The organism is Bacillus sp. AFS053548 (assembly GCF_002575105.1).
GTDB lineage: Bacteria > Bacillota > Bacilli > Bacillales > Bacillaceae_G > Gottfriedia.
In genome coordinates, this window is record NZ_NUHI01000042.1 from 26,636 (window position 1) to 52,234 (window position 25,599).

Here is a 25,599-nt window from a genome sequence, read left to right on the forward strand (position 1 = left end):
TCCCCCAAATACAATTTGTGAACTTTTTCACATGTTTTACTGAAAAAAATCAACTTCATCATTCATTACTTGCTTTTCCCTTCTAAATACAAGTTTAGTATAACGGATAAAGTAATTTATTACTGGAAAATATTTGACAAAATTTTGAACAAAATGATTAGTCCTTTTTACTAAAAAACCTCCAAAACTAAAATTAGCCTCAGAGGTTATGAATTTATTTTTTCTTTTTTAATTTTTCTTCAGCTTTTTTAATATCCTCAAGTTCCCTATACTTTACAATCATTTTTATCAAATCAAATGGAAGTGGATCGTTTATTGGAAATTGTACAGATCCTTTAGCGCCTTTATAAATTGATAATTCTTCTTTAAATGCTGCAATCCCACTTGCCCCAGGGTAAAATCCAATATGATTTTTAAATGCAGCAAAATGTACTAAATTTTTATTTAGTGCAAATGTAGGCATCTGGTAACTAATTCTTTCAACCGCATTTGGTACAACTTCTTTTACACTCTTCCTCAAAGCTTGTAATTTTTCCTGAACATCTGGCTGAAATTGTGAAATATATTCATCAATCGTTTCAAATGATTTTTTAGTACTTTCCATAAATCCTCCTTTAACAAATTATCCTGCTTTTTCTGTTTTATCTCCAGAAAGTGAATTAATTCTTCTAAGTGAAGGGAATAAATACATCCAAAGTCCTGCAACTAGTATCGTTCCAAGTCCTCCTACAAATACAGCTGGTACGGCACCAATTAATCCAGCCATTGTTCCAGATTCAAATTCTCCAAGCTGATTCGAAGTTCCAATAAATAGCGAATTTACAGCATTTACTCTGCCTCTCATATCATCCGGTGTCTGAAGCTGAACAAGTGAAGAACGTATTACTACGCTGACCACATCTGAAGCTCCGATTATAAATAATGCAATTAACGAGATGACTAAGCTTGTTGAAATTGCAAATAGCATTGTTGCCAATCCAAAAATACCTAACGCTGCAAATAATATCGGACCAAAAGATCTTTTAAGTGGGAAATAAGCTAAAATTAGAGACATTATTAATGCTCCAACAGCTGGTGCAGTACGCATCAGACCTAAGCCCCAAGCTTCTGTATGTAAAATATCTTGCGCATAAATTGGTAAAAGTGCTGTAGCTCCTCCAAGTAAAACGGCAAATAGATCAAGTGAAATAGTTCCTAAAATGATTGGGTGTTTATAGACAAATTCTAACCCCATAAGCATTGTACGTAAAGTTACTGGCTCTGCTTTACGGATAAATTCACTATCTAATTTTATAAAAATTGTTAAGATTGATGAAAGTATTAAAGCAATTGCTGACGTTGCATATACGTATGCTGGTCCTACTGAAAATAAAACACCACCAAGAGACGGCCCAAGTATTTGTGCTGTTTGACCTGCCGATGTACTCCAAGAAATAGCTTGTTGTAAAATAGACTTTGGCACAACTTGAGGTAATAACGCCGAAGAAGCAGGTCCTTCAAATGATCGGCATGCACCGAGTATAAAAGCTGCAATTAATATTTCCTCCCTGCTAAGCCAATTAGCAAAATTACCATATAAAAGAAGTCCTGCTATTAAAGCTTCTACCATTTGGCATATGAAAACAATTTTCCGACGATCCACTCTGTCAGCAACCTGACCAACTACTAAAGTAAGTAAGACCATTGGAATAAATTGTGCTAAACCTACTAGACCTAGACTAAACGCGTCATGTGTCAAATCATACATTTGCCATCCAATTGCTACCGATAGCATCTGAAATGAAGTCGAAGTAAACATTCGAGAGACCCAAAAATTTGTAAATGAAGTCCCTTTAAAGATCGATTTTTTTGATGCAGACAAATTCAAACTCTCCCCTTTTTAACTCTAACAAATAGCAAATTGAATATTTATACTATTGATAAAATTTAAATACATACCATTATACTATTTTGACTCTGAATTTGTGGATTAATTCAACTTACATTTAATGAATTTTAATAATTGGAAAGCTCTTTTTTTAAATGGAACATCTATTAGAAAATAACTCTATTTTTCAAATTATTTCCATATAAAAAACACTTCTCTAATTAAAGAATGGTTTTTTAAAGTTGTAACGTAATTAATGAACTGCAGTTGAAATTAAAACAAAACCTTCATATCCATTTGTAGCTATTTCATCGCATTTTTTACGATAAGGTAAAATTTGAAATTCTCGTAGTTTTACTTTAATATTTGCCCCAGTGTACCATGAACCAGTTTTTGTAAATAGTTTTACCTCAACAGTAAAACGATATGTGAAATCCGCTATAAAAAAACTTGGTGCTAACAATCGCTCTCATGCTGTTGGTGAATTAATTCGAAAAGGAATTATTTCTTAAATTATGAAAGCGCTTTTAAACCTAAAAAAAACACTAATCCTTTTATGTAAAAGATTAGTGTAATTTTTTACTTAATCAAGCGAAATCCAATTATTTTTTAATGCAAAAATCACTGCATTTAATCTGTCAGTTACCTGTAATTTTTGGATTATATTTGAAACATGATTTTTAACAGTTTTACTCGAAATAAATAATTCAGATCCTATTTGAATATTGGAATATCCTTGAACTAGAAGTTGTAAAATTTCAATTTCTCTTTTCGTCAAAAGATCATTCATAGCTTCATAATCTAGTTCTTTCTTTTTCTTTCCATTCTCAAGAAGACGTGTATTTTCTTGAATGATTAAATTTGTCAATCGTGAATCTAAGAAGAATTGGCCATTTTGAACTTTTCTTACAATATATAATAAATATTCTTCATCAATGTCAGTTAAGCAAATTCCATTTACCCCAAGTTTCATTAAACTCTCTATTTCTTTATAATCCATGTTATTTTTTATGATTACTATATTAATGTTCTGATCACGTAACTTTAAAAGCTGAGATTTTATTCCCATCTCTTCATTTTTCACATGACAAATAAAAAATGTTTCATTTAAATCGCTTGTGTTAATTTCATGAAAATCTATTTTTCTAGCATCCAGATTATGATGTACTAAAATTGTACATATTCCTGATACAAATAGAGTATTTTCAACAAAAATAAATGTTTTATTTTCGTGGTGATTAAACTCATTGTTAGTAAACATTTTTATTCCCAACTTTCAACAGTAATTAGATTCAATTACTGATATTTTATTGCCTAATCCTAATTAATCCTATAAAATTAAATGGAATTAAGTAGTATTTTACATTGTTTACGAAAGAAATTATATTTCATATATGTTAAGCTATTGTTAAGTAATACTTAACAATGTAATGCACTTAGATATATTAAACTATTGATAGGATGTTTTTATATTAGGAGGTTAATATGAACTTTGAACAACTAGAATATGTTGTAAGTATCGCGAATGAAAAGTCGATTTCAAAGGCAGCGAAAAAATTGCATATTTCTCCTTCTGGGGTTAGTCAAGCCATTAGTCAACTTGAAAGAGAATTAGAAATAAATATATTTAATCGTTCTAGAGGAGGAATTACCTTAACTTTTGAGGGAGAGTTAGTATTATCTAGGTCGATTGAAATTTTAAATAATTTAAAAGATTTAAAAGAACAGCTTTCGGATTTTAAGGAAACTAGAGTAAAGCATATGAAAATTGCATGTGCACCTACTTTTACTTATATAATTCACGAAGTTTTAAAAAAATACTCTAGTAATAACAATGGAGCAACTATTGAATTAATTGAACAAGGTACACCTCAGATTATTAACAATTTAGCAAAAGAAGACTATGACTTAGCGTTAGTTGTATCTTCAAAAGCGGAATTAGAAAAGGAAAATAATATTAATTATGAATTTATAAGTAAAGGAAATGTTTGCATTTTAGTAGGTAAAAATTCTCCTTTATATGAATTAGACTATGTCACATCTGAAGAATTACTATACCAAAAAGTTATAATGTATAATGTTTCTAATAAAAATTTTCTACAATTAGCTAAAAAATTTAAAAATGAGATCGTTCTTAAATCAAATCGTACAATGACACTTATTGAAATTATTAAGGAGGGACGCGTATTTACATTTGTTCATAATACTACTTTAAAATATTTTCCAGAAGTATTAAGCGGCGAATTAAAAATAATCCCAGTTAAAGAAACAGATTATATTTATCAGGACTTTTGGGTAATATCTCCAAATACCAAAGAAAATACAAGTGAAAAAAATGAATTCATAAAGTGTGTAAAAGATCATTTAAATGGTATTTCTTAATAAAAAACGCTAAATGATACAAAACAAATTTGTATAATTAGCGTTTTTTATTTTAATTTAAGCATTAGGAAAAATCATTTTTAAGGATTCCTTCATATCAGGATTCGATTTAATTGTTGGACGTATTGATCTAGCCATTTCTTCAGCTTCTTCAATTGTTTCAGCTTTGTTTAGTGCAATTAATGCTCCAATTGCCACAGTACCTGCACGTGTATTACCACCACCACAATGGAAATACACTTTTTGATCATTTTGATAAGCTTCTACTACATGATCAATCGCTCTTTTAAGTGTTTCTGCTTGTTCTTCTTTATCATCAACAATCGGACTATGTACACGGTTAATTTGAGGGTCATCCTCATAATTTTTTACTCTCAGATCAAAAATAATATCTGCATTTTCGTTTTCCATCATGTCTTTAACGTCATCTGCCCCACCGAAAAAGACACGATCTTTTATTAATTCTTGATAATTCTTGTTGCTCATATTTTTGCCTCCAAAAACGATTTTTTAATATTTTTATTGAATGATTTCAATTAATCTTTCTTTTACATTCCCTTCAAATAATCCACCATGATAACAGATCACTTTTTCAATATCAAATGACAATAAAGACTCAAGTGATTTTATCGATTGTTCAATATTATAAGTGTATTGTGGGTTTGAAGGGTTTAATTGACCATTTTCAATCATCAGCGCATCTCCTGCAACTAATGTTTTCGACTCTTTATGATAAAAGCTTATATGTCCTGGTGTATGTCCAGCTGTGTCAATTACAATAATACCACCACAAATTGCCAAATCATTTCCTGGTGTAACAATATGGTTAACTTTACCTTTTGGTGGGTTTTCTAATCTGTTTTTAAATGCTTTTCGAAATTCATCTGTTGTATCGGCTGGCAATGACGCTACAGCTTTCGCAATTTTTTCTGGGGTAATTTTAATAAGTAACTTTTCACCTTGAATATAAGGTTTTTCTATCTCACTCGCATAGACTTCAATTTGGTTAGTAGACTCTTCTACGATCGCAGAAAGACTTCCAATATGATCAATATCTTGATGAGTAATCAGTATTTTATTAAGTTTTTCAAAAGATACTCCAACAGTTTCAAAGCAGTTTTGAAATTCGTTTAATTGTCCTGGATAACCTGTATCAATTAATACGACATCTTCGTCATCCCAAATTAGTGTTGGATGAATTGTATTAGTCATACCATTTGAATTCAACGTAATGCTTAACATTTGGATCTTATTTCTACCAAGCATAAAATCACTCCCGAACTATATTGTGTAATCATTTCCAAGTACTATCGTACCGATTATAGTCCATCCAGTCAACACAAAAATATATAATTATATCATAAATATTTTTATTTGTCAATAGATTGGTTGATTTATTAAAATGTAATTTTTAACATTTTCTCGAAAAAAACTAGATATACTAATCTTTCAGTATATCTAGTCATTCTGTCGTAATAAGGACTTGTCGACTAAAATATTCACAGTAGAGGAAGTTTAGTGACGTTGATTCCCATTACAATTCCCTAATTTTTAAAGCGGGATATTTCCATGTTTTTTCTTAGGTCGTGTTTCACTTTTTGTTCTTAACATTTCTAAGGATTGTTTTAAGACTTTACGTGTTTCTCTTGGATCAATAACATCATCGACCATGCCGTGAGAAGCTGCAACATATGGGTTTGCAAACATTTCTCTATATTCTGAAATTTTTTCAGCTCTTGTTGCAATTGGATCGATACTTTGATTAATTTCTTTTGCGAAGATAATATTTGCTGCTCCTTCTGGTCCCATTACGGCGATTTCTGCATTTGGCCAAGCGTATACTACATCTGCACCAATTGCTTTCGAATTCATTGCTACGTATGCCCCGCCATATGCTTTTCTTAAGATTACAGTAATTTTTGGAACTGTAGCTTCTGAATATGCATATAAAATTTTAGCTCCGTGACGAATAATTCCACCATGCTCCTGGTTTACACCTGGGAAGAAACCTGTTACATCTTCAAATGTAATTAAAGGAATATTAAATGAATCACAGAAACGGATAAATCTTGAAAGTTTATCAGAAGAATTAATGTCAAGACCACCTGCCATTACTTTTGGCTGATTTGCTATGATTCCTACACTTTGTCCATCAATTCGACCAAACCCTATAACAATGTTCTTTGCAAAGTTTGGTTGTACTTCCATGAAGTCTCCATTATCAAGAATTTGCTCAACCACTTTTCTTACATCATAAACTTTCGTAGATTCGATCGGAACTAAGTCAATTAGATCTTCTCTCCAATCATCTTTTTCAAAGAATGGAACACCTTCTGGTTTTTCGTTATTATTTTGAGGTAAGAAGCTGATTAATCTGCGTACCTGTTCTAATATTTCTGGTTCTGATTCTTCAGTGAAATGTGCTACACCGCTAATCGAAGAATGAACTTTTGCTCCTCCTAGATTTTCAGATGTAATTTTTTCCCCAGTTATTGTCTCGATTACTTTTGGACCAGTAATAAACATTTGGCTCGTCTTTTCAACCATAAAAACAAAATCAGTAATTGATGGTGAATAGACTGCCCCTCCTGCACACGGTCCCATTATGACAGAAATTTGTGGTATAACACCAGAATAAATCGAATTGCGATAAAATACATGACCGTAACCGTCTAAAGAAACTACTCCTTCTTGTATTCTTGCACCACCAGAATCATTTAACCCTATAATCGGAGCACCCACTTTTGCTGCTAAGTCCATAACTTTCGCAATTTTTAAAGCGTGCATTTCACCTAATGCTCCACCAAATACTGTAAAATCTTGTGCAAATACATAAATTAAACGTCCATGTACTTTACCGTAACCCGTGACAACACCTTCACCTGGACTATCCATTTTATCCATTCCAAAATTAGTAGCACGATGTTTAATAAAAGGATTTAATTCGACAAAAGTATCTTCATCTAATAATAGATTAATACGTTCTCTAGCAGTTAATTTCCCTCTATTATGCTGTGAATCTATTCGTTCGTCTCCACCGCCAAGTTCAATGACTCTCTTTCGATCCATTAATTCATTAATTTTCTCATACGCTGTCGTCATAACTTTATTCAACTTCCTTTCCGGTAACACTAGATGATGGTTGGCATAGCTCAAACAATACTTTATTCGTTGAATTTGGATGAAGGAATGCAACTAGGCTATTGTGCGCACCCTTTTTTGGAACTTCATTTATTAGTTTAATTCCGTGTTCTTTCACAATTTCAAGCTGTTTCTCACAGTTTTCTGTTTCTAATGCAATATGGTGAATTCCTTCGCCTTTTTTCTCAATAAACTTTGCAATTGCGCTCTCTGGACTAGTTGCTTCTAAAAGCTCTATTTTCACTTCTCCGATTTCGATAAATGCTACTCGTACTTTTTCACTTTCAACTGTTTCAATTCCTTTAAGTTTTAAGCCAAGTACATTCGTATACAATTGAATAGAAGTTTCTAAATCTCTTACTGCAATTCCAATATGATTAATTTTTTTAGGACTAGTCTCATGCATTACATTGTCTCCTTTCGATTGCCTTCAAAAATGGATAATAAATAGTTTGCAGCTGAAGTTGCTGTTAATTCTCCATTTACAATTGAGCTTTCGATCGTTTTTAAATTTAGTTTTACACTTTCATGATTCATAAAACTTAGTTTTAACTGTTCAAAAACCATGTTGTACATCCAATCAATCATTTGTTTTTGACGTCGCAAAGAAAAATAGCCTGACTCAGTTGTTAGATCTTTAAAAGCATTAATTTCATTCCATATTTCTTCTATACCTTCACCAAGTAACGCGGAAACTGTGTATGCTTTACTAGACCAACCTGGAGTTGAAGGCTGTAATAAGTGAAGTATTCGATTAAATTCAGCTTTAGCCGCTTTGGCCTTTAATTTGTTTTGTCCATCGGCTTTATTGATAACAATTGAATCTGCAAGTTCCATGATGCCTTTTTTAATTCCTTGTAGCTCATCTCCTGCTCCAGTTAGCATGACTAAAAGAAAAAAATCTACCATTGAACGAACTTGTACTTCACTTTGTCCAACACCGACTGTTTCGATTAAAATCACATCATAGCCTGCTGCTTCGCATACTAGCATTGATTCTCGTGTTTTACGTGCAATCCCACCAAGAGAACCACCTGATGCAGAAGGTCTAATAAATGCATTAGGATTCTTTGAAAGTGAATCCATTCTTGTTTTATCTCCTAAAATACTACCTTTAGTAATTGTGCTACTTGGATCGATTGTTAAAACCGCTACTTTATGTCCTTGTTCACACAAATATGTTCCAAAGCTTTCTATTAAACTACTTTTACCGGCACCTGGAACCCCAGTTATTCCAATCCGGATCGAACGACCTGAATGAGGAAGTAACCTCGTCAACACATTTTGTGCAGAATTCATATGTGCTGACGAATTACTTTCTATAAGGGTAATTGTTTGGGCTAAAATAGTACGATTGCCTTCAAGTACTCCATTTACATAGTCGTCTTCTGAAAGCTTTTTCTTTCTTTTGTTTTCGTGATCCATTTAAATCGTATCCTCAAGTCGGCGATTAATTTCTTCAATTACCTTTTGTGCCGCAACTGGGATAACAGTACCTGGTCCGAAGATTGCTGCCGCTCCGTTCTTCAATAAAAACTCATAATCCCCTGCTGGTATTACTCCTCCAGCAACAAGAACTATGTCTTGTCGACCTAGTTTTTTTAACTCTTCCATCAATTGTGGAAGTAGCGTTTTATGGCCTCCTGCTAAAGAGCTCATTCCGATAACATGAACATCATTTTCAACTGCTTGAAGTGCCGTTTCCGCTGGTGTTTGGAATAAAGGACCGATATCTACATCAAAGCCTAAATCAGCAAATGCTGTTGCGATTACTTTCGCTCCACGGTCATGACCGTCTTGTCCAAGTTTAGCAATCATAATACGAGGACGACGACCTTCCTTCTCTTCAAAATCATCAGCCATTTTACGCACAATTTCTATTTCATCTTTTTCACCGTATTCCGCACTATAAACTCCCATAATTGAACGAATAACGGCTTTATGTCTACCTACTACTTTTTCATAAGCATCCGAAATTTCACCTAATGTTGCACGAGCTCTAGCAGCCTCAATTGCAAGCGCTAACAAATTACCTTCCCCAGACTCCGTAGCCTCAGTAATTGCAGCTAATGCTGCCTGAACTTTTGCTTCATCTCTAGTTGCTCGAAGCTCTTGTAATCGCATAATTTGCGCTTCACGAACTGCAGTATTGTCAACTTCTAAAACATCTAATGGATCTTCTTTTTCAAGGCGATATTTATTAACGCCAATAATTGTTTCTTTACCTGAATCGATGTGAGCTTGACGTCTTGCTGCGGCTTCTTCGATTCTCATCTTTGGTAAACCAGTTTCAATCGCTTTTGCCATTCCACCTAATGATTCAACCTCTTGAATATGTGCCCAAGCTTTTTGAACTAATTCATTTGTTAACGATTCAACGTAATATGAGCCTCCCCAAGGGTCCACTACATTACAAATTCCAGTTTCTTCTTGTAGATAAAGCTGCGTATTACGGGCAATACGAGCAGAGAAATCAGTTGGTAATGCAATTGCTTCATCTAAAGCATTCGTATGAAGTGATTGAGTATGTCCTAAAACAGCAGCCATCGCTTCAATACAAGTACGAGTCACATTATTAAATGGATCTTGTTCAGTTAAACTCCAACCAGATGTTTGTGAATGCGTTCTTAGCGCCATAGATTTTTCTTTCTTTGGATCAAATGATTTGATCAATTTAGCCCAAAGCATGCGCCCTGCTCTCATTTTTGCGATTTCCATGAAATAGTTCATCCCAATTCCCCAGAAAAATGATAAACGAGGAGCAAACGAATCAATATCGATACCCGCTTTTAAACCTGTTCGAACATATTCCAATCCATTTGCCAAAGTATAGCCTAATTCGATATCTGCAGTTGCTCCTGCTTCTTGCATATGGTAACCAGATATACTGATGCTGTTGAATTTTGGCATATGTTGTGAAGTATAAGAAAAAATATCAGCGATAATACGCATTGATGCTTCTGGTGGGTAAATATAAGTATTTCTCACCATATATTCTTTCAAAATATCGTTTTGAATCGTTCCTGTAAGTTGTGATTGATGTACTCCTTGTTCTTCAGCAGCAACAATATAAAATGCTAAAACAGGAAGTACTGCACCATTCATTGTCATTGAAACTGACATTTTATCTAAAGGAATACCATCAAATAAAATTTTCATATCCAGGATTGAATCAATTGCAACCCCTGCTTTTCCAACATCCCCTTCAACACGAGGATGATCTGAATCATATCCACGGTGAGTAGCTAAATCAAACGCAATCGATAAACCTTTTTGACCAGCAGCTAAATTTCTTCGATAAAATGCATTACTTTCTTCTGCAGTTGAAAAGCCAGCGTATTGACGTATTGTCCAAGGCTTGTTTATATACATCGCAGGGTAAGGTCCACGTAAAAACGGAGCAATTCCAGAAACGTAACCTAAATGTTCCATCTGATTAAGATCATTCGAATCATATAATGGTTTTACATCTATTTGTTCTAAAGTTTTCCAATCTTCATAATTAACTTGCATCTGTTTAGGAGGTACTATATTCGGTGCTGAAAATGTTGTATTAAATGGCATCTTTGTAAAGTCTGTTAGTTTGTTCATTCCGTAATCCCTCCATCCTTTTGAAGATTTTGCAACTTCTCGAAATTATTTACATTGATATGAATGAAATCATCAATTCCAACTTCTTTATATAAATTCATATCATCTATTGACGGTTTTCCTGCTAAAAGTATTTTTGCATTCGGATTAATTGTTTTTATCTGATTTGTTAAAGAAGGTACAACTTCTGAATATTGATCATCAGTTGAACAAACGACAACAATTGTCGATTCTGATTTTTTAAATTCATCAATTATTTCATCAATTGATGCAAAGCCTTTATTTTGAAGCACCTTAAATCCTCCAACTTCAAAGAAATCAGTAACAAAGTCTGTTCGAGCTTTATATGCTGCAACTTGCCCAAAATTTGCTACAAATACAGTTGGAAATTCACCTGTACTATTTTTATAGCTTTGAGAATTTTGGCGTAATGATTCATAAGGTTGTGCACCACGATGTATGTTTAATGGATTAACGCTAGGAATCTCTGAACCTACTAAATTCATTGCAGTTAAAATGTTCGATATTGATGCACCGTTATTTGCTGCATCAATAATATCTTCTATTGAACAACCACTTTGTAATACGAAATGTTCGGAACTTCCCTCGAAGTTTTCTTTATTCCCTTCAACTTCTTTACGATCCAATTCTTTTTTCTCTAACCCTGTTTCATTCAGATTTGGATAAATATTAGTCCCAATAAATTTATCTTTTCTATTTTTTATGTTGCTCAATTTCTTTTCTGCAACCTGTCTAACTAATGCTTGTGGGAAGCCTTCTTGTATTGCCTTAACCATTCCACCTTTTTCTTCAATCTTTTGGAATAGTTCCCAAGCCTTTTCAGCCAAAGAGTAAGTAAGTGATTCAATATACCAAGAACCACCAGCTGGATCAGCGACTTTTGATAAATTTGATTCTTTTTCAAGAATTAAATGTGTATTTCTCGCAATACGTCTAGAAAACTCATCAGATGATTTAATCGATTCATCGAATGGTGAAACATGAAGTGAATCAGATCCTCCAATTACTCCTGCAAAAGCTTCTACAGTTCCTCTAAGTATATTTACATAAGGATCATAAATCGTTTTCGTCCACGCAGATGTACGAGAATGAATATTCATTTTTTGTGAAGCTTCATTCCCACCTAATTCTTTCATCATTCTTGCCCAAATCATTCTAGCTGCTCTTAATTTTGCGATTTCCATAAAGAAGTTCGATCCGACAGAAAACGAGAATAGTATTTTCGTCGCTGCATCATCAAGCTGAATTTGTTGGTTATCCATTTCGCGTAAATACTCTAATCCAGTAGAAATAGCAAATGCTAATTCTTGCACTGCATTTCCTCCAGCATCGTGATAAGGATGTGACTGCACTAAAATATTTCTTAAATTTGCTGTATGTTTAACCGACCATTTTGTGATTTCAGCCATCATTTTGTAAGCATTTTCAAGAGAATACGGAAGTGTTCCTTCTTTCACTAAATTACTGATCGGATCCATACCAATAAATCCATTTATTTTATTAAAATCGTAATTTTGTTGTTGCAAATATGCGATAAATGAACAAAAAAATGCTTGCCCGCCGTTAACTGTTTCAATATATAAAGGAACTTCCTCTAAATTTATATTTTGAAAGGCTATTCTAAAATCATTAATAGATGTTAAGATTAACCCTTTATTTGAATTGTTATTTTTACTGTTTGTTTCGATAGATTCGTTAAGTTGAATCTTTAACATCGTTTGACCTTTGTCTAAATCGTGTTTTGCAACACGATTGAACTCCTCAGGCGTTGAACAATCTAAATCCTGACTAATTTCCCATGTCTTTTCTAGATAACCTTGTTCACTTGTTCCTCTAACGAAAGGGAATTCTCCTGGTTGTGCGTTTAAATAAGGATAGTTAGCGATGTCTTCTTCCCCATACATCGGCTTCAAAATTATTTCTTCATACGTTTTGGTTACAAGCTTTTCCTCAATAGTGGCTCCTTTTAAGGATTTTTCAACAACATCTCTCCACTCTTGTACAGTAGGCTTTGGAAACTCAGCAAATAAATTCTCTTCCAAATTATGGTTCGAAGTTTTCGTATTTTCTGACATGTATAAAGCCACTCCTTTCTTTAACACTTAATTTAATAAGATGTAAAAATAAATTGCATGATCGAATTTATCTATGTAATAAAGTCGATCTTTCTTTTCATTAAGAATATAAATGCAAAGAATAATTAAAATTTCGACAAATGCTTTCAAAAATCCTCTAAAATTATGAAAATTAGGTATTTTTTAAATCCTCTCATTTATAATTATATTTCGACATTAGTTTTTTTCTAAAAAAACATAAAAATAAAACAGCTAGTCTACCAAATAAATGGGTAGTCTAGCTGTTTTACTAAAATTGAACTCTAAATTTCAAGGATTATTTGACTGGATTTCGCCCTAGAGACACAGGTTAAAATCATCTTATTACTTTTTCTTTGATCCTCATCTAATAAAAAGTCGTGATGCTCAATTTGACCATCGATTACATTTACTTCGCATGTCCCACATCTACCAACTCTACAGGAATAGGGTACTTTTATGCCCTCATCCAGTAAAACATCTAATAAAGTTTTATCAACGGGAACTTGTTTTGTCGTTCCATTCGCCAGTCTTACCTCAAAGGGTCTTGAGTTAGCCAATAATTGTGGTGTAAAAACCTCAATATGGACACTTGATTTCGGATAGCCAAATGCATAAGCTGACTCATTAAATTGAGAAATAAACCGATTAGGACCACAAAAATATACATGAGTACCGATTGAATGGTCTAAAAGCGTTTCAACTTTTATTCGACTAGAATTAAGCTCTTTCGTAAAGTAAAATGTAGTCTCTTCTTTATAATATTCATTTAAAAAGTCATAAAATGCACTACTTGATTTTGTTGCCGATGTATAGTGAAGTTCAAAGGATTTATTTTTACTTTTTAATTCCTTCATCATCGATAAAAATGGCGTTATGCCAATACCCGCTGCATAAAACACATGATGTTTCGCTCTTAAACTTAATGGAAAATGATTTTTTGGATAGCTAATGCGTAGTCGATCACCTACTTTAATTCGTTCATGCCAATATTTTGAACCACCCTTTGATTCCGAACTTAAATGAATGGCAATTTTATAAGTGTTATCAATAAGTGAATGATGAACTAAGGAATAGGGTCTGCAAATAATCTCATTTTCTGCAGCTACGTTTGTATTAATATGAGAACCTCCACTAAAAGTTGGAAGATTAAATTCATCAATTGGAATAAAACTAAACTCTTTAACCTGTTGTGTTATTTGCTTTATTTCATTAACACGAACTAGTATCGTATTCTCAATCAATCCATTCACTCCCATCTACAATTTAGCGATATTTCCTAAATATGCGTCATAATGGACCGAATAATGGTCAGAAACTGAAAGTAATAAATGACAGTTTTGACACTGAACTTCTTTTCCAATTTCTAAATTTTTTAATTCAGTTAAACTATGACAACGACAACAAAAAACCTTCGAGTTCAATTCACCATAACCAATATATTGTACTTCATCTTCAAAAAATCCAACATCTTCTATAATTGGTCGTAAATTTTTAAGCTCTTCTTTACTTAGTGCTAAATATAAATAGCTACCCATTTTCTGACTTTGCAACCAAGTTTTAAGATTAGTTTGCATTTGTTCTGGACTTGAATCAAATCCGATGAAGACAAAATCAAAAGAATAATTTTTTTCAAGTAACTTTTCTAAAATTGGCTGGATTAACGACCTCCCTCTATGATTCGAACAGATTAAATATTTTCTTTTTCCATCTATAAAACTAGCTTCTTCAACTATTAAATTATTCATCGCATTCTACCCAACTTCATCAAGTTTATTTTTTAAATATGTTATTACTTCTTTTTTATATGAAGAGATTCCTTTATAATCTAAAATGAAATCCGGCAATTCCCATAGAATTTTATAAAATTGTTCTAACCATTCCTTATTTAAGGTTAATTGCTCTAGTGGTAATAAGTGAGTATGAATCGTAAATAGGAGTCCATTACTAGCAGCCAACCTAAATAACTTTTGAACTTCAACACGTAAGTGAACAAATTTCCCGACATTATCAGTTGTAACTTTTTTTCTATCTTTACCCCATTGATCAAATGTTTCTAATGAAGTATTAATTCTTTTCCCTGCCATTAATGACCAATTTTTACGAGCCCAAGGTGCTCCTTGTTCAATATTTTTTAAGAAACGAAGAATTCGTTCATCCAATGATTTTTCACCAAACAGAGGGATTGGCTGATGAATCTCTTTAAATCTCATTCCTAGTTTAAAAGTAAGTGACCAATTAGAAGGAAAGCAGAGATGTCCAGCATCTAAAAATAGATCTCCATCTCGTTGACTCATATAAATTAAATCCTCTTGAACATGTCTACCAATGAAATTCAATGGTTTTCCTAATACAGAAGTTAGGTCCCCAAACCTAAATTGTTCCTCCTCCATCAGAAGCTTATTATAAATAGTCCAATATTCATGACCCTTATGAACTTCAAAATAGTTTGGATAATACCTTATTAGATGATCTAAAACTAATTCTACAATTTCCCATTGCCCTTCAAAACTAGTAGGAAGTGCCTGATAACAATGGCTAGGTGAATTGTGTAACAAGCTTCTTTTTAATTTTATTTCCTTCTCATATTTAGGAGTAATCTCGATGCTTACTGGTGGATCTAATAAAATAGAATTATTAGAGTAACGATAAATCTCCTCTTTAAACGGATACGGAAAGCTTTCTAATTCATTAACTTGATTCATCTGAACACCCTTTATAGTAGATTAAAAGTAAATCGTTCAAATAAGTTAAACTAGACAAAGATCAATATTCTATTAATTTCTGTTTTTTGTTACATTAGATTTTAATTAATTATAAGAATATTCTGTTTTTTATGTCAATAGCTAGTCCGATTTATTGTTCAATTTAATAGAAAGTTTACGAAAGAATCGTTTATTATGAGGTACTATATCTCGGCTTTTTGTCTTTTTACTTCCTCATGAACCCTTTATGAGGTATTTATTTCAGCTTTTTGTCTTTTTGCTTATTCATGAACCTTTTATGAGGTACTTTATCTTTTCTTTTTGCCTTTTTGCTTCCTCATGAACCCTTTATGAGGTACTATATCTTTTCTTTTTGCCTTTTTACTTCCTCATGAACCCTTTATGAGGTACTATATTTCAGCTTTTTGTCTTTTTACTTCCTCATGAACCCTTTATGAGGTACTTTATCTCATTTTTTTGCCTTTTTAATTATTCATGAATTCCAGGCCATTTTACTTACCCATAAGCCTTTATAGGTAGGTATTTTACCTTTTACAGTTTTCTCCTACTAATAAACCTGAGTATGTTCTAAACTCTCAATACAAATAAAAAAATTGCTTATATTCTTTTATAAGCAATTTTGATCAAAACGTTTATTCAATTTCTCCTGTCCAAGCAAGCATACCGCCAGTCATATTCACAACATTAAATCCATGGCTTTCTAAAAACTGTACTGCTCGACTACTTCTGCCACCAGCATGACATACAACGATGTATTCATTATTTTTATCTAAATCCGCCATGCGAAATTCGATTAAACCAAGTGGAATATGCGTCGCACCAGGGATTATTCCGTTTGCTACTTCATCCGCCTCGCGAACATCAATTATATTAACTGTATTTCCATTCTTTAATAGATCTTCAAGTTTTTCTGCTGTAATTTCTCTCATTACTTATTCTCCTTTATTAAGACCAGGTACTCATTCCGCCTTTTACATTTGTAATATTGGTATAACCCATTTTTTTAAGAACTTTACATGCTTTTTTACTTCTCATTCCACTTTGGCAAATAATAATTGTTTCTTGATCTTTTGATAGATGATTTAAATTTTGCTTTAACATATGTAATGGAATATTTTTGAATTCTTTTATATGTCTTCCTTTATATTCTGCAGGTGTTCGAACATCAATGAATTGTTTTTCCTTCCTTTTCAATTCATTTTTTAATTCATTTGTTGAAATTTGCTTAACCCCTTTGATTGGAAGAAAAGTTTGCACTAAAAAATAAGCAATTAATAAGATGATTAGAATATTTAACATTTCCATTTAAGTCCTACTTTCAAGAAGGTTGATATTCAGAAATATTTTGGCCAGTGATAAGTTTTACAAATGTTTTTTATCTACTTTTTACTAATAAGTTAACTGCTTCTTTTACAAGCTCTTCTGCACTTTCTCCATTTTCATCAGCTAGTCTTACACATTCAATTAGATTTGTACTTACGATCACTCCAATTGTACGATCCATTGCCGCTCTTACTGCTGATAATTGAGTGATAACATCTTTACATCCTTTATCCTCATCCATCATTTTTAAAATGCCTCTAAGCTGCCCTTCAATTCGTTTTACTCTATTTTTTATTTGATCATCATAAGACATAGAAATCTTTCCTTTCTAAGTAAAATTTTTACATTAGTTAAATTGAACTATATACCCAGATAGGTATGAAGTCAATTAAATTGCGTCCATTTTAGATTACTAGAAAAAGAAGATTAGTGGCATAAACAACACGAAATTACTTATTTAATAGTCAATTTCTTTTTAAACAGCATAAAAGCCTGGCATCTAACTATTCCAGGCTTTACTTCATTACATATTTATTACTAAAAAAGGTATCGTGATGATCGCTACAATCATTAATAACCAATTATTCTTCTTAATTTGAGTAATTTCTTCCTCCAATATAAGCTCTTCACTTTTTTTCATTATATATTCCTACTTTCAGTTTTGATTAATTTATTCTTATATTTAAGATTTATTTCCTTAAATAAAGCTTAAAATACCTGTAAGTTTCAATTTTGTTACTTTTTTACTTTATATAATGAAAATGAAATTTTAATGAAAAACCTTTTTCAATTTCTATTATCCCTATTTAATCCATTTTACTTTTTCTTTTAGTGTATTATTCTTGCTCGATCAAAAGGGAAAAAAACTCCTTCAACTTTGCCTACTATTTCAGACTGCTTAATATACCCTAAACCATTTCTGCTATCTTTACTATTTAGTCGACTATCACCCATTACTAAATATGACCCGCTAGGTACTTTAACTTGATTAAATTGAAGATATTCTTTATAGACATTTTTTAAATGATTATTTAAATAGTTTTCAGTTATATGTTTTCCATTAATATATAGGAGCCCATTCGTTAAATTAACGTTGTCACTTGGCAAACCAATGATTCTTTTAACATAATACTTGGGGTCATTTTGTTTTTTTATAATGACTACTTCGCCTCTATTTATTGATGAAATATGAAATGAGGCTTTGTTAACAAACAAATAATCATGATTATGTAGAGTCGGTTGCATCGAAGCACCTTGAACAATAAAGGGTGACAAAATAAAAATCTTAACAATTAATGCGATTGTAAAAGAATAGACTATTATTTTAAAAGTTTGCCATGAAGATTCCTTTTTTCGTATTTTCAAATTTGTATCCCCTTTAAATTTTTTGTCTCCACATTTTACCATAATACGATTAATTGTTTGAATATTCCCTGCAAATATTTAATGAAAAAATAGCAAAGCTTTCTGTTTCACTTTGCTATTTCTTCAATGATTAAATCAGAAGAATTAAACTTGTTTTGAAGCAGTTTCTACTGCTTGGTCTCTAAGTCGGAATTTCTGAATTTTCCCTGAGGCAGTCATAGGATACTCTTTAACAAATTCTATATATCGAGGAATTTTATGTTTTGAGATTTTTCCTTTACAGTACATTCGAATATCCTCTGGTGTAATTTTTATTCCTTCTTTAAGAATAATGCAAGCCATTACTTCTTCCCCATACACATCATCAGGTACTCCAACAACTTGAACATCTAACACATCTGGGTGAGTATATAAAAATTCTTCAATTTCACGAGGGTAAATATTTTCCCCACCACGGATAATCATGTCTTTGAGCCTACCTGTAACTTTGCAATAGCCATTCTCATCCATGATTGCTAAATCTCCAGTATGTAACCATCCATCTTCATCAATTGCAATATGAGTAGCTTCTTCATTTTTGTAATAGCCTTTCATTACATGATATCCTCTAGTACAAAGTTCACCTTGTACTCCACGTGGTACTTCATTAGAAGTGCCTGGTTCAACTATTTTCACTTCAACATTTGGTAATGCCTTACCAACTGTTTCAACTCGTACCTCAATTGGATCATTCGTTCTAGTTTGTGTGATAACTGGAGAAGACTCCGTTTGGCCATATGCAATTGTAATCTCTCTTATTCCCATTTTTTCGATAACTGCCTTCATAACTTCAATTGGACAGTTTGAACCCGCCATAATTCCAGTTCGTAATGTTGATAAATCATATTTAGAAAAATCAAGTTCATTTAATTCTGCGATAAACATTGTAGGAACTCCATGTAATCCAGTACATTTTTCATCTTGTACAGTTTGAAGTACTCTTTTTGGACTGAAGTCTTGTACAGGTACCATCGTTGCTCCAACAGTAACACAAGCCATGGTGCCTAAAACACATCCAAAGCAATGGAAAAATGGAACGGGTATGCATAAACGATCTGCCTTTGTTAATTCCATACAATTCGCAATATTAAACCCATTATTGACGATATTTGAGTGTGTAAGCATTACACCTTTTGGGAAACCAGTCGTTCCAGATGTATATTGCATGTTTATAACATCATATGGACTCATTGTTGCAATTCGCTTATCCAACTCTACGTCTGATGTATTTTTAGCCATGGAAATAAGCTCATCCCAGGAGAATGTTCCAGGGTATTTCTTCTCACCAAGAACGATTACATTCCGTAAAAATGGCAGTCGACTGCAATGAAGTTCTCCAGGAACAGCATCCTCTAATTCAGGTATAATTTCATAAAGCATTTCAATATATGAAGAATCTTTATACTGATCCATTAAAATAATAGTTGTTGAATCAGATTGCTTTAACAAATATTCTAGCTCTGCTGTACGATAATTTGTGTTTACTGTAACAAGAACTCCACCCATTTTGCCAGTTGCAAATTGTGAAGTAAGCCATTCAGGTGTATTTGAAGACCATATTGCAATATGATCACCTTTTTGAATTCTAAGACTCATCAAACCTTTTGCTATTTCTCTACAGTGGTTTTCAAATTGTTCGTAATTCATCCTTAAACCTCTATCCGCATAGACAACAGCCTCATGAGTAGGATGTAATTTCGCTTTTTCTTCTAATAGTTTCCCTATCGTAATATCTAGTAAATTTGTCATCTTATCCTCCTTAATTGGTTCCCTTCCAAAAGGACGCGTTATTAGAACTCAAATTAAATACAATTAAGAATATTCTATGTTTTTGGACTTTTCCCTTTAAAAAAACTTTTGTAAAAATAGAAAAGCCACAAGGAATTTCTTTTTCCTTGTGGCTGCTGTTTTTAGTTAATTTATTTGAGAGTTAAAATATCTTTTATACGTTACATAGCAACGTTATTATCATTCTTCACCACTTCTGGTTTAAATGCGCGTTCCCATTTAGCAATTACAACTGCTGCTAAAGAGTTACCTACTACGTTTACTGCAGTTCTAGCCATATCTAGAATACGGTCAATTCCTGCAATAAATGCTAAACCTTCAACTGGAATTCCTGCTGTACCTAATGTTGCTAATAATACAACAAACGATACGCCTGGTACACCTGCGATACCTTTTGAAGTGACCATTAGAACTAACATTAGTGAAATTTGATCAGTGATTGATAAATGAATACCATACATTTGAGCGATAAAAATTGCTGCTAGTGCTTGATATAAAGTTGATCCATCAAGATTGAATGAATAACCAGTCGGAATAACGAATGAAGAAATTGATTTTGGTACTCCGAATTTTTCTACTTTTTCCATAATTTTAGGTAAAACTGTTTCAGAACTCGCAGTAGAATATGCTAAGATCAGTTCATCTTTAATTAATTTAATGAACTTAAATATATTAACTCCTACCATTTTAGCTACTAAACCTAATACTACAACGATAAAGAATGCCATCGTTAGATAAACAGTTATGACTAATTTTCCTAATGGAATTAAAGATTCTAATCCAAACTTTGAAACTGTTACACCGATTAATGCGAAAACACCAAATGGAGCAAATTTCATAATTTGATTTGTAATGTAAAACATTGTATCAGCTGTTCCTTGGAAAAATGCTAATACAGGCTTTCCTCTTTCTCCTACCGCTGTAATCCCAAGACCAAACAGTACTGAGAAAAAGATAATTGCTAACATATTTCCTTCAACAAAAGCTGAAAAAATATTTGGCGGTACGATATTTACAAATGTATCTGCAAACCCATGACTCTTTACTTCTTTTGCTGTTTCAACATAAGTATTGATATCAGTTTTGTGAAGAATACTCATATCTACACCAGCGCCTGGTTTAACGATATTCGCTACTAGTAAACCGATTAAAATTGCAACTGTTGTAATAATCTCAAAGTACAGAATCGTTTTTCCGCCTAAACGGCCAAGTTTTTTTGTGTCACCAACACTTGCAACACCTACAATTATACTTGAAACAACGATTGGTATTACAATCATTTTAATCAGACGTAAAAAGATGTCTCCAATTGGTTGTAAATAGTCAGCAACCTTAGGATTTCCATAAAAAATTGCGCCTACAATGATCCCGATAACAAGACCAATTAATATTTGCCAAGCTAAGCCAATTTTTTTCATAATAAAAGTCCCCCTTGTAGTAGAATTTTGCCAAGTTTTTTAATTTACTAAAAATAACAAAACCATTTAAATTTTTTTAAATGGTTTAAGCACTACTTGGCTTATTAAGATATCGATGGAACTCTCATAAATTACCCATCATTTCCATAATTTACTTTTTGATTATATTCAGAATTTACAATCAAAAAAAGTTATAAAAACAGTATAACAGAAATCATTACGATTTCAATTTTACTATATTTTCCAAATTTCGATTAAGTTACATTACAATTCTACTAAAAAACTGAGATTTTGACAAATTCTCCTCGCTTTTTTTTAATTGTTTTTTAATTTTTAACCAAATAATTACATGTTTCTAGTTTTAATAAGAAAAAAGTTGCAAAATCCATTTCATTTAAAACCCCTTTGTTTACAAGGAATAAGAAGAAAAAAGTTAAATATTATCAAGACTCTTATTTACGAATCTGTTCGTTTTGTTTATGATATAAGATGAATAATTTGGAAATTTAATTTATTTTTTAATAATTAATGAAAATGCTTTCAAAATATTTTTTTTGAAAGGGATTTTACATATTTTGTATAATCAGCATTGATTATTACTAAAATAAGTTAGTAATTTATGTTTAAGAAGTGAGGTAAATTAATTGAAAACTAAAGTAAACCCAAAAGCAGTTATAGTCATTTTTGGAGCAACAGGAGACCTAGCAAAAAGAAAGCTTTTTATTTCAATATATAGATTATTTTTAAGTCAAAAAATTGATGAAGGCTTTGCGGTTGTAGGTGTAGGTAGAAGACCTTGGTCAAATGATGAGTTTCGTGAAACTGTAAAAAAATCAATTAAAACTATTGCTTCATCTGAAACTGAGATTGAAAGCTTTTTATCTCATTTTTATTACCATCAATTTGAAGTATTAGAACCGTCTTCATATATAGAATTAGGAAATTTATTAACAAACTTGGATAATCATTATGTAATTCCTGGTAACCGTGTTTTTTTCCTTGCAATGGCACCTGAATTTTTCGGAACAATTGCTAAGCAGTTAAAACATAATGGATTGGCTGATACAGAAGGTTGGAGTCGAATTGTAATCGAAAAACCATTTGGACATGATTTACCGAGTGCAATTGAATTGAATGATGAAATTCGAGAAGCATTTTCTGAAGATCAAATCTACCGTATCGATCATTACTTAGGTAAAGAAATGGTTCAAAATATTGAAGTAATCCGTTTTGCGAATGCTATGTTTGAACCACTTTGGAATAATCGATTTATTTCAAATATCCAAATTACTTCTAGTGAAATTCTTGGTGTTGAAGACCGTGGAAAATACTATGAGAATTCGGGAGCTTTAAAAGATATGGTTCAGAATCATATGCTTCAAATGGCGGCACTACTTGCTATGGAGCCTCCGATTAAATTAACAACTGAAGAAATTCGTAGTGAAAAAGTTAAAGTATTTAAAGCTCTTCGTAAAATTGATGAAAACGAAGTAAAAGATTACTTTGTTCGCGGACAATATGATGCTGGTGTAATTAATGGTGAAGAAGTACCAGCTTATAGAAATGAGAACAATGTAGCACCTGAGTCTCAAACTGAAACGTTTGTAGCGGGCAAACTTTTTATCGATAATTTTAGATGGGCTGGTGTACCATTCTATATTCGAACTGGAAAAAGAATGGCGACGAAATCTACTAAAATTATTGTTCAGTTCTCAGATATACCAATGAATCTTTATTACAATACAAAAGAGACAATGTCTCCAAATTTATTAATTATACATATTCAACCAGATGAAGGAATTACATTGCAATTAAATGCAAAAAGATCTGGTTCAGATGAAGGCTACACAAAGCCAATTCAATTAACATTTAATAATAATTGCGTTGATTGTATTAATACACCAGAAGCATACGAGCGATTAATTTATGATTGTATGTTAGGTGATGGAACAAACTTTACACATTGGGATGAAGTAAAATATTCTTGGAGCTTTGTTGATGTCATCTCAAAAGCTTGGGACAATAATTTAGCACCACTTACAAATTATAGTTCTGGTTCAATGGGTCCAAACGAAGCTGATACTTTATTGACAGTTGATGGTCATAAATGGTGGCCTGTTACTGATCGATTAAATGAAAATTAAAAACGATTTATATAAATAAAAAGTTACCCCCTCATCATTTCGAGGGGGTAACTTTTTTATGTTACGAAAACAAATTTATGTCCACTGAGTATGGAACTTACCTTCTTTATCAATTCGTTCATAAGTATGTGCACCAAAATAATCTCTTTGTGCTTGAATTAAATTTGCAGGAAGTGTTTCTGTACGATAGCTATCAAAATAAGCTAATGCAGCAGAGAAACATGGAATTGGTACACCAGCTTCAATTGCTACTACGCTAATTTTTCGTAAAGCACCTTGATAACTTTCAACGATTTCTTTGAAATATGGATCAAGTAATAAGTTAGAAAGATTAGCATCTAGATCGTAAGCCTCTTTAATCTTTTGTAAGAAAGCCGCTCGAATAATACATCCACCTCTGAAAATCATTGCAATATCACCATATTGTAAATCCCATTTATACTCATCAGATGCAGCTCTTAATTGAGCAAATCCTTGAGCATATGAACAAATTTTACTCATATAAAGAGCTTTACGCACATCTTCAATAAGTTGCTCTTTATCACCATTATATGTACTAGTTGATGGACCAGATAATAATTTACTTGCTTTTACTCTTTCATCCTTCATTGCAGAAATAAAACGTGCAAATACAGACTCAGTAATAATAGAAGTAGGTACGCCTAAATCTAGCGTGCTTTGACTAGTCCATTTTCCTGTACCTTTTTGTCCTGCTTTATCTAAAATAACATCTACAAGTGGTTTACCTGTTTCTTCGTCTGTTTTAGTAAAGATATCGGCTGTAATTTCAATTAAATAGCTATCAAGCTCACCCTTATTCCAATCACTAAATACATGGTGTAATTCGTCAGCAGTTAAGCCAAGTACATTTTTTAATAAAAAGTAAGCTTCTGAGATTAATTGCATATCACCATATTCAATTCCATTATGAACCATTTTTACGTAATGACCAGCACCATCTGGGCCAATATATGTTGTACAAGGCTCATTATTTACTTTTGCAGCAATCGCTTCAAAAATAGGTTTTACTAGTTCAAATGCTTCTTTTTGTCCACCAGGCATAATTGAAGGTCCTTTTAAAGCTCCCTCTTCTCCACCTGAAACACCTGTGCCAATAAAATGAATTCCGCTATCAGATAGCATTTTGTTTCGTCTTTGAGTGTCTTTATAGTATGTATTTCCACCATCAATTAAAATATCACCCTGATCAAGATGAGGTAATAACATTTCAATTGTAGAATCAGTTGGGGCACCTGCTTTTACCATTATTAAAATTTTTCTAGGTGTTTCAAGAGAATTTACAAATTCTTCAATTGAAAATGTTCCAACTACATTTTTACCTTCTGCTTCTTTTAAAAATTCTTCTGTTTTTTCAACTGATCGGTTATATACAGAAATTGAAAAACCTCTACTTTCAATATTTAAAGCTAGGTTTTTTCCCATTACTGCTAAACCAATTACGCCTATTTGTTGTTTAGCCAATTCAATTAGTCCTTTCTAATTAAAATTTGCAAGGGTTTTCAAAATTAAAAATTGTAAAAGATTTACTATCCTTAATATATCCTCCGATTAGTTTGCTATCCTGTTAAATATTCTAATGACTAACCGAGCAAAATCCTTGCATACCATAAACTTAAGGTCAATAATGATATTAACATAACAAGCGCGATGAATAAATGTAAACATGATCTAAACATTAAA

General features: G+C 32.3%; 23 protein-coding genes. 2 read left to right on the forward strand and 21 right to left on the reverse strand.

Annotation, left to right across the window (positions count from 1 at the left end):
- Positions 1–214 precede the first annotated feature (214 nt).
- The 4 genes from CN946_RS20215 to CN946_RS23890 all read right to left on the reverse strand — a co-directional run bounded on the left by CN946_RS20215 (position 215) and on the right by CN946_RS23890 (position 3,128).
- Positions 215–604 (reverse strand): iron chaperone, encoded by a 390-nt coding sequence (locus CN946_RS20215; protein ID WP_098862739.1) that lies wholly within the window; start codon positions 602–604, stop codon positions 215–217.
- 18 nt (positions 605–622) lie between these two features.
- Positions 623–1,861 carry an MFS transporter gene (locus CN946_RS20220; protein WP_218012667.1) on the reverse strand — a complete coding sequence of 413 codons (1,239 nt, stop codon included), beginning with the start codon at positions 1,859–1,861 and terminating at the stop codon, positions 623–625.
- A 259-nt stretch (positions 1,862–2,120) separates the two neighbouring features.
- Positions 2,121–2,330 (reverse strand): hypothetical protein, encoded by a 210-nt coding sequence (locus tag CN946_RS23590; protein WP_176547389.1) that lies wholly within the window; start codon positions 2,328–2,330, stop codon positions 2,121–2,123.
- 120 nt (positions 2,331–2,450) lie between these two features.
- Complete coding sequence (locus CN946_RS23890) at positions 2,451–3,128, reverse strand: response regulator transcription factor (protein ID WP_286133998.1); 678 nt, start codon at positions 3,126–3,128, stop codon at positions 2,451–2,453.
- Positions 3,129–3,352: 224 nt separating this feature from the next.
- On the opposite strand from CN946_RS23890, the gene CN946_RS20235 reads away from it, so the two are divergent.
- Positions 3,353–4,249 (forward strand): LysR family transcriptional regulator, encoded by an 897-nt coding sequence (locus CN946_RS20235; RefSeq protein ID WP_098862741.1) that lies wholly within the window; start codon positions 3,353–3,355, stop codon positions 4,247–4,249.
- A gap of 57 nt (positions 4,250–4,306) precedes the next feature.
- Here the strand turns inward: CN946_RS20235 and CN946_RS20240 are convergent, their stop codons facing one another.
- The 16 genes from CN946_RS20240 to CN946_RS20315 all read right to left on the reverse strand — a co-directional run bounded on the left by CN946_RS20240 (position 4,307) and on the right by CN946_RS20315 (position 21,754).
- Positions 4,307–4,735 (reverse strand): protein-tyrosine phosphatase family protein, encoded by a 429-nt coding sequence (locus tag CN946_RS20240; RefSeq protein ID WP_098862742.1) that lies wholly within the window; start codon positions 4,733–4,735, stop codon positions 4,307–4,309.
- Between the two features lie 33 nt (positions 4,736–4,768).
- Complete coding sequence (locus CN946_RS20245; RefSeq protein ID WP_098862743.1) at positions 4,769–5,515, reverse strand: MBL fold metallo-hydrolase; 747 nt, start codon at positions 5,513–5,515, stop codon at positions 4,769–4,771.
- A 285-nt stretch (positions 5,516–5,800) separates the two neighbouring features.
- Positions 5,801–7,351 carry an acyl-CoA carboxylase subunit beta gene (locus CN946_RS20250; RefSeq protein WP_098862744.1) on the reverse strand — a complete coding sequence of 517 codons (1,551 nt, stop codon included), beginning with the start codon at positions 7,349–7,351 and terminating at the stop codon, positions 5,801–5,803.
- Positions 7,352–7,355: 4 nt separating this feature from the next.
- Positions 7,356–7,796 carry a methylmalonyl-CoA epimerase gene (mce, locus tag CN946_RS20255; protein ID WP_098862745.1) on the reverse strand — a complete coding sequence of 147 codons (441 nt, stop codon included), beginning with the start codon at positions 7,794–7,796 and terminating at the stop codon, positions 7,356–7,358.
- A complete protein-coding gene (meaB, locus tag CN946_RS20260; RefSeq protein ID WP_098862746.1) occupies positions 7,796–8,815 on the reverse strand; it encodes a methylmalonyl Co-A mutase-associated GTPase MeaB in 1,020 nt (339 codons plus the stop codon). Before meaB ends, mce begins: the two co-directional genes overlap by 1 nt.
- The gene (gene scpA, locus CN946_RS20265) at positions 8,816–10,981 is read right to left on the reverse strand and encodes a methylmalonyl-CoA mutase (protein WP_098862747.1); all 2,166 of its coding nucleotides are present in this window, start codon (positions 10,979–10,981) and stop codon (positions 8,816–8,818) included.
- Positions 10,978–13,077: a methylmalonyl-CoA mutase family protein gene (locus CN946_RS20270; protein WP_098862748.1), complete on the reverse strand. Its 2,100-nt coding sequence runs from the start codon at positions 13,075–13,077 to the stop codon at positions 10,978–10,980. Before CN946_RS20270 ends, scpA begins: the two co-directional genes overlap by 4 nt.
- A gap of 302 nt (positions 13,078–13,379) precedes the next feature.
- Positions 13,380–14,339 carry a PDR/VanB family oxidoreductase gene (locus CN946_RS20275; protein ID WP_098862749.1) on the reverse strand — a complete coding sequence of 320 codons (960 nt, stop codon included), beginning with the start codon at positions 14,337–14,339 and terminating at the stop codon, positions 13,380–13,382.
- Positions 14,340–14,354: 15 nt separating this feature from the next.
- Positions 14,355–14,843 carry a hypothetical protein gene (locus tag CN946_RS20280; protein WP_098862750.1) on the reverse strand — a complete coding sequence of 163 codons (489 nt, stop codon included), beginning with the start codon at positions 14,841–14,843 and terminating at the stop codon, positions 14,355–14,357.
- A 6-nt stretch (positions 14,844–14,849) separates the two neighbouring features.
- A complete protein-coding gene (locus CN946_RS20285; protein ID WP_098862751.1) occupies positions 14,850–15,800 on the reverse strand; it encodes a heme-dependent oxidative N-demethylase family protein in 951 nt (316 codons plus the stop codon).
- Between the two features lie 653 nt (positions 15,801–16,453).
- Positions 16,454–16,750 (reverse strand): rhodanese-like domain-containing protein, encoded by a 297-nt coding sequence (locus CN946_RS20290; protein WP_098862752.1) that lies wholly within the window; start codon positions 16,748–16,750, stop codon positions 16,454–16,456.
- A gap of 16 nt (positions 16,751–16,766) precedes the next feature.
- Complete coding sequence (locus CN946_RS20295) at positions 16,767–17,126, reverse strand: rhodanese-like domain-containing protein (protein WP_098862753.1); 360 nt, start codon at positions 17,124–17,126, stop codon at positions 16,767–16,769.
- Between the two features lie 70 nt (positions 17,127–17,196).
- Positions 17,197–17,457, reverse strand: a complete 261-nt coding sequence (locus tag CN946_RS20300) for a metal-sensitive transcriptional regulator (RefSeq protein WP_098234579.1) — start codon at positions 17,455–17,457, stop codon at positions 17,197–17,199.
- 515 nt (positions 17,458–17,972) lie between these two features.
- Complete coding sequence (gene lepB, locus CN946_RS20305) at positions 17,973–18,509, reverse strand: signal peptidase I (RefSeq protein WP_286133999.1); 537 nt, start codon at positions 18,507–18,509, stop codon at positions 17,973–17,975.
- Between the two features lie 144 nt (positions 18,510–18,653).
- A complete protein-coding gene (locus CN946_RS20310) occupies positions 18,654–20,297 on the reverse strand; it encodes an AMP-binding protein (RefSeq protein ID WP_098862755.1) in 1,644 nt (547 codons plus the stop codon).
- 200 nt (positions 20,298–20,497) lie between these two features.
- Positions 20,498–21,754 (reverse strand): cation:dicarboxylate symporter family transporter, encoded by a 1,257-nt coding sequence (locus tag CN946_RS20315; RefSeq protein ID WP_098862756.1) that lies wholly within the window; start codon positions 21,752–21,754, stop codon positions 20,498–20,500.
- Positions 21,755–22,398: 644 nt separating this feature from the next.
- Here CN946_RS20315 and zwf point away from each other — a divergent pair.
- Positions 22,399–23,898 (forward strand): glucose-6-phosphate dehydrogenase, encoded by a 1,500-nt coding sequence (gene zwf, locus CN946_RS20320; RefSeq protein ID WP_098862757.1) that lies wholly within the window; start codon positions 22,399–22,401, stop codon positions 23,896–23,898.
- 75 nt (positions 23,899–23,973) lie between these two features.
- Here zwf and gndA read toward each other — a convergent pair whose 3' ends face one another.
- A complete protein-coding gene (gndA, locus tag CN946_RS20325; protein ID WP_098862758.1) occupies positions 23,974–25,380 on the reverse strand; it encodes an NADP-dependent phosphogluconate dehydrogenase in 1,407 nt (468 codons plus the stop codon).
- Between the last annotated feature and the right edge of the window lie 219 nt (positions 25,381–25,599).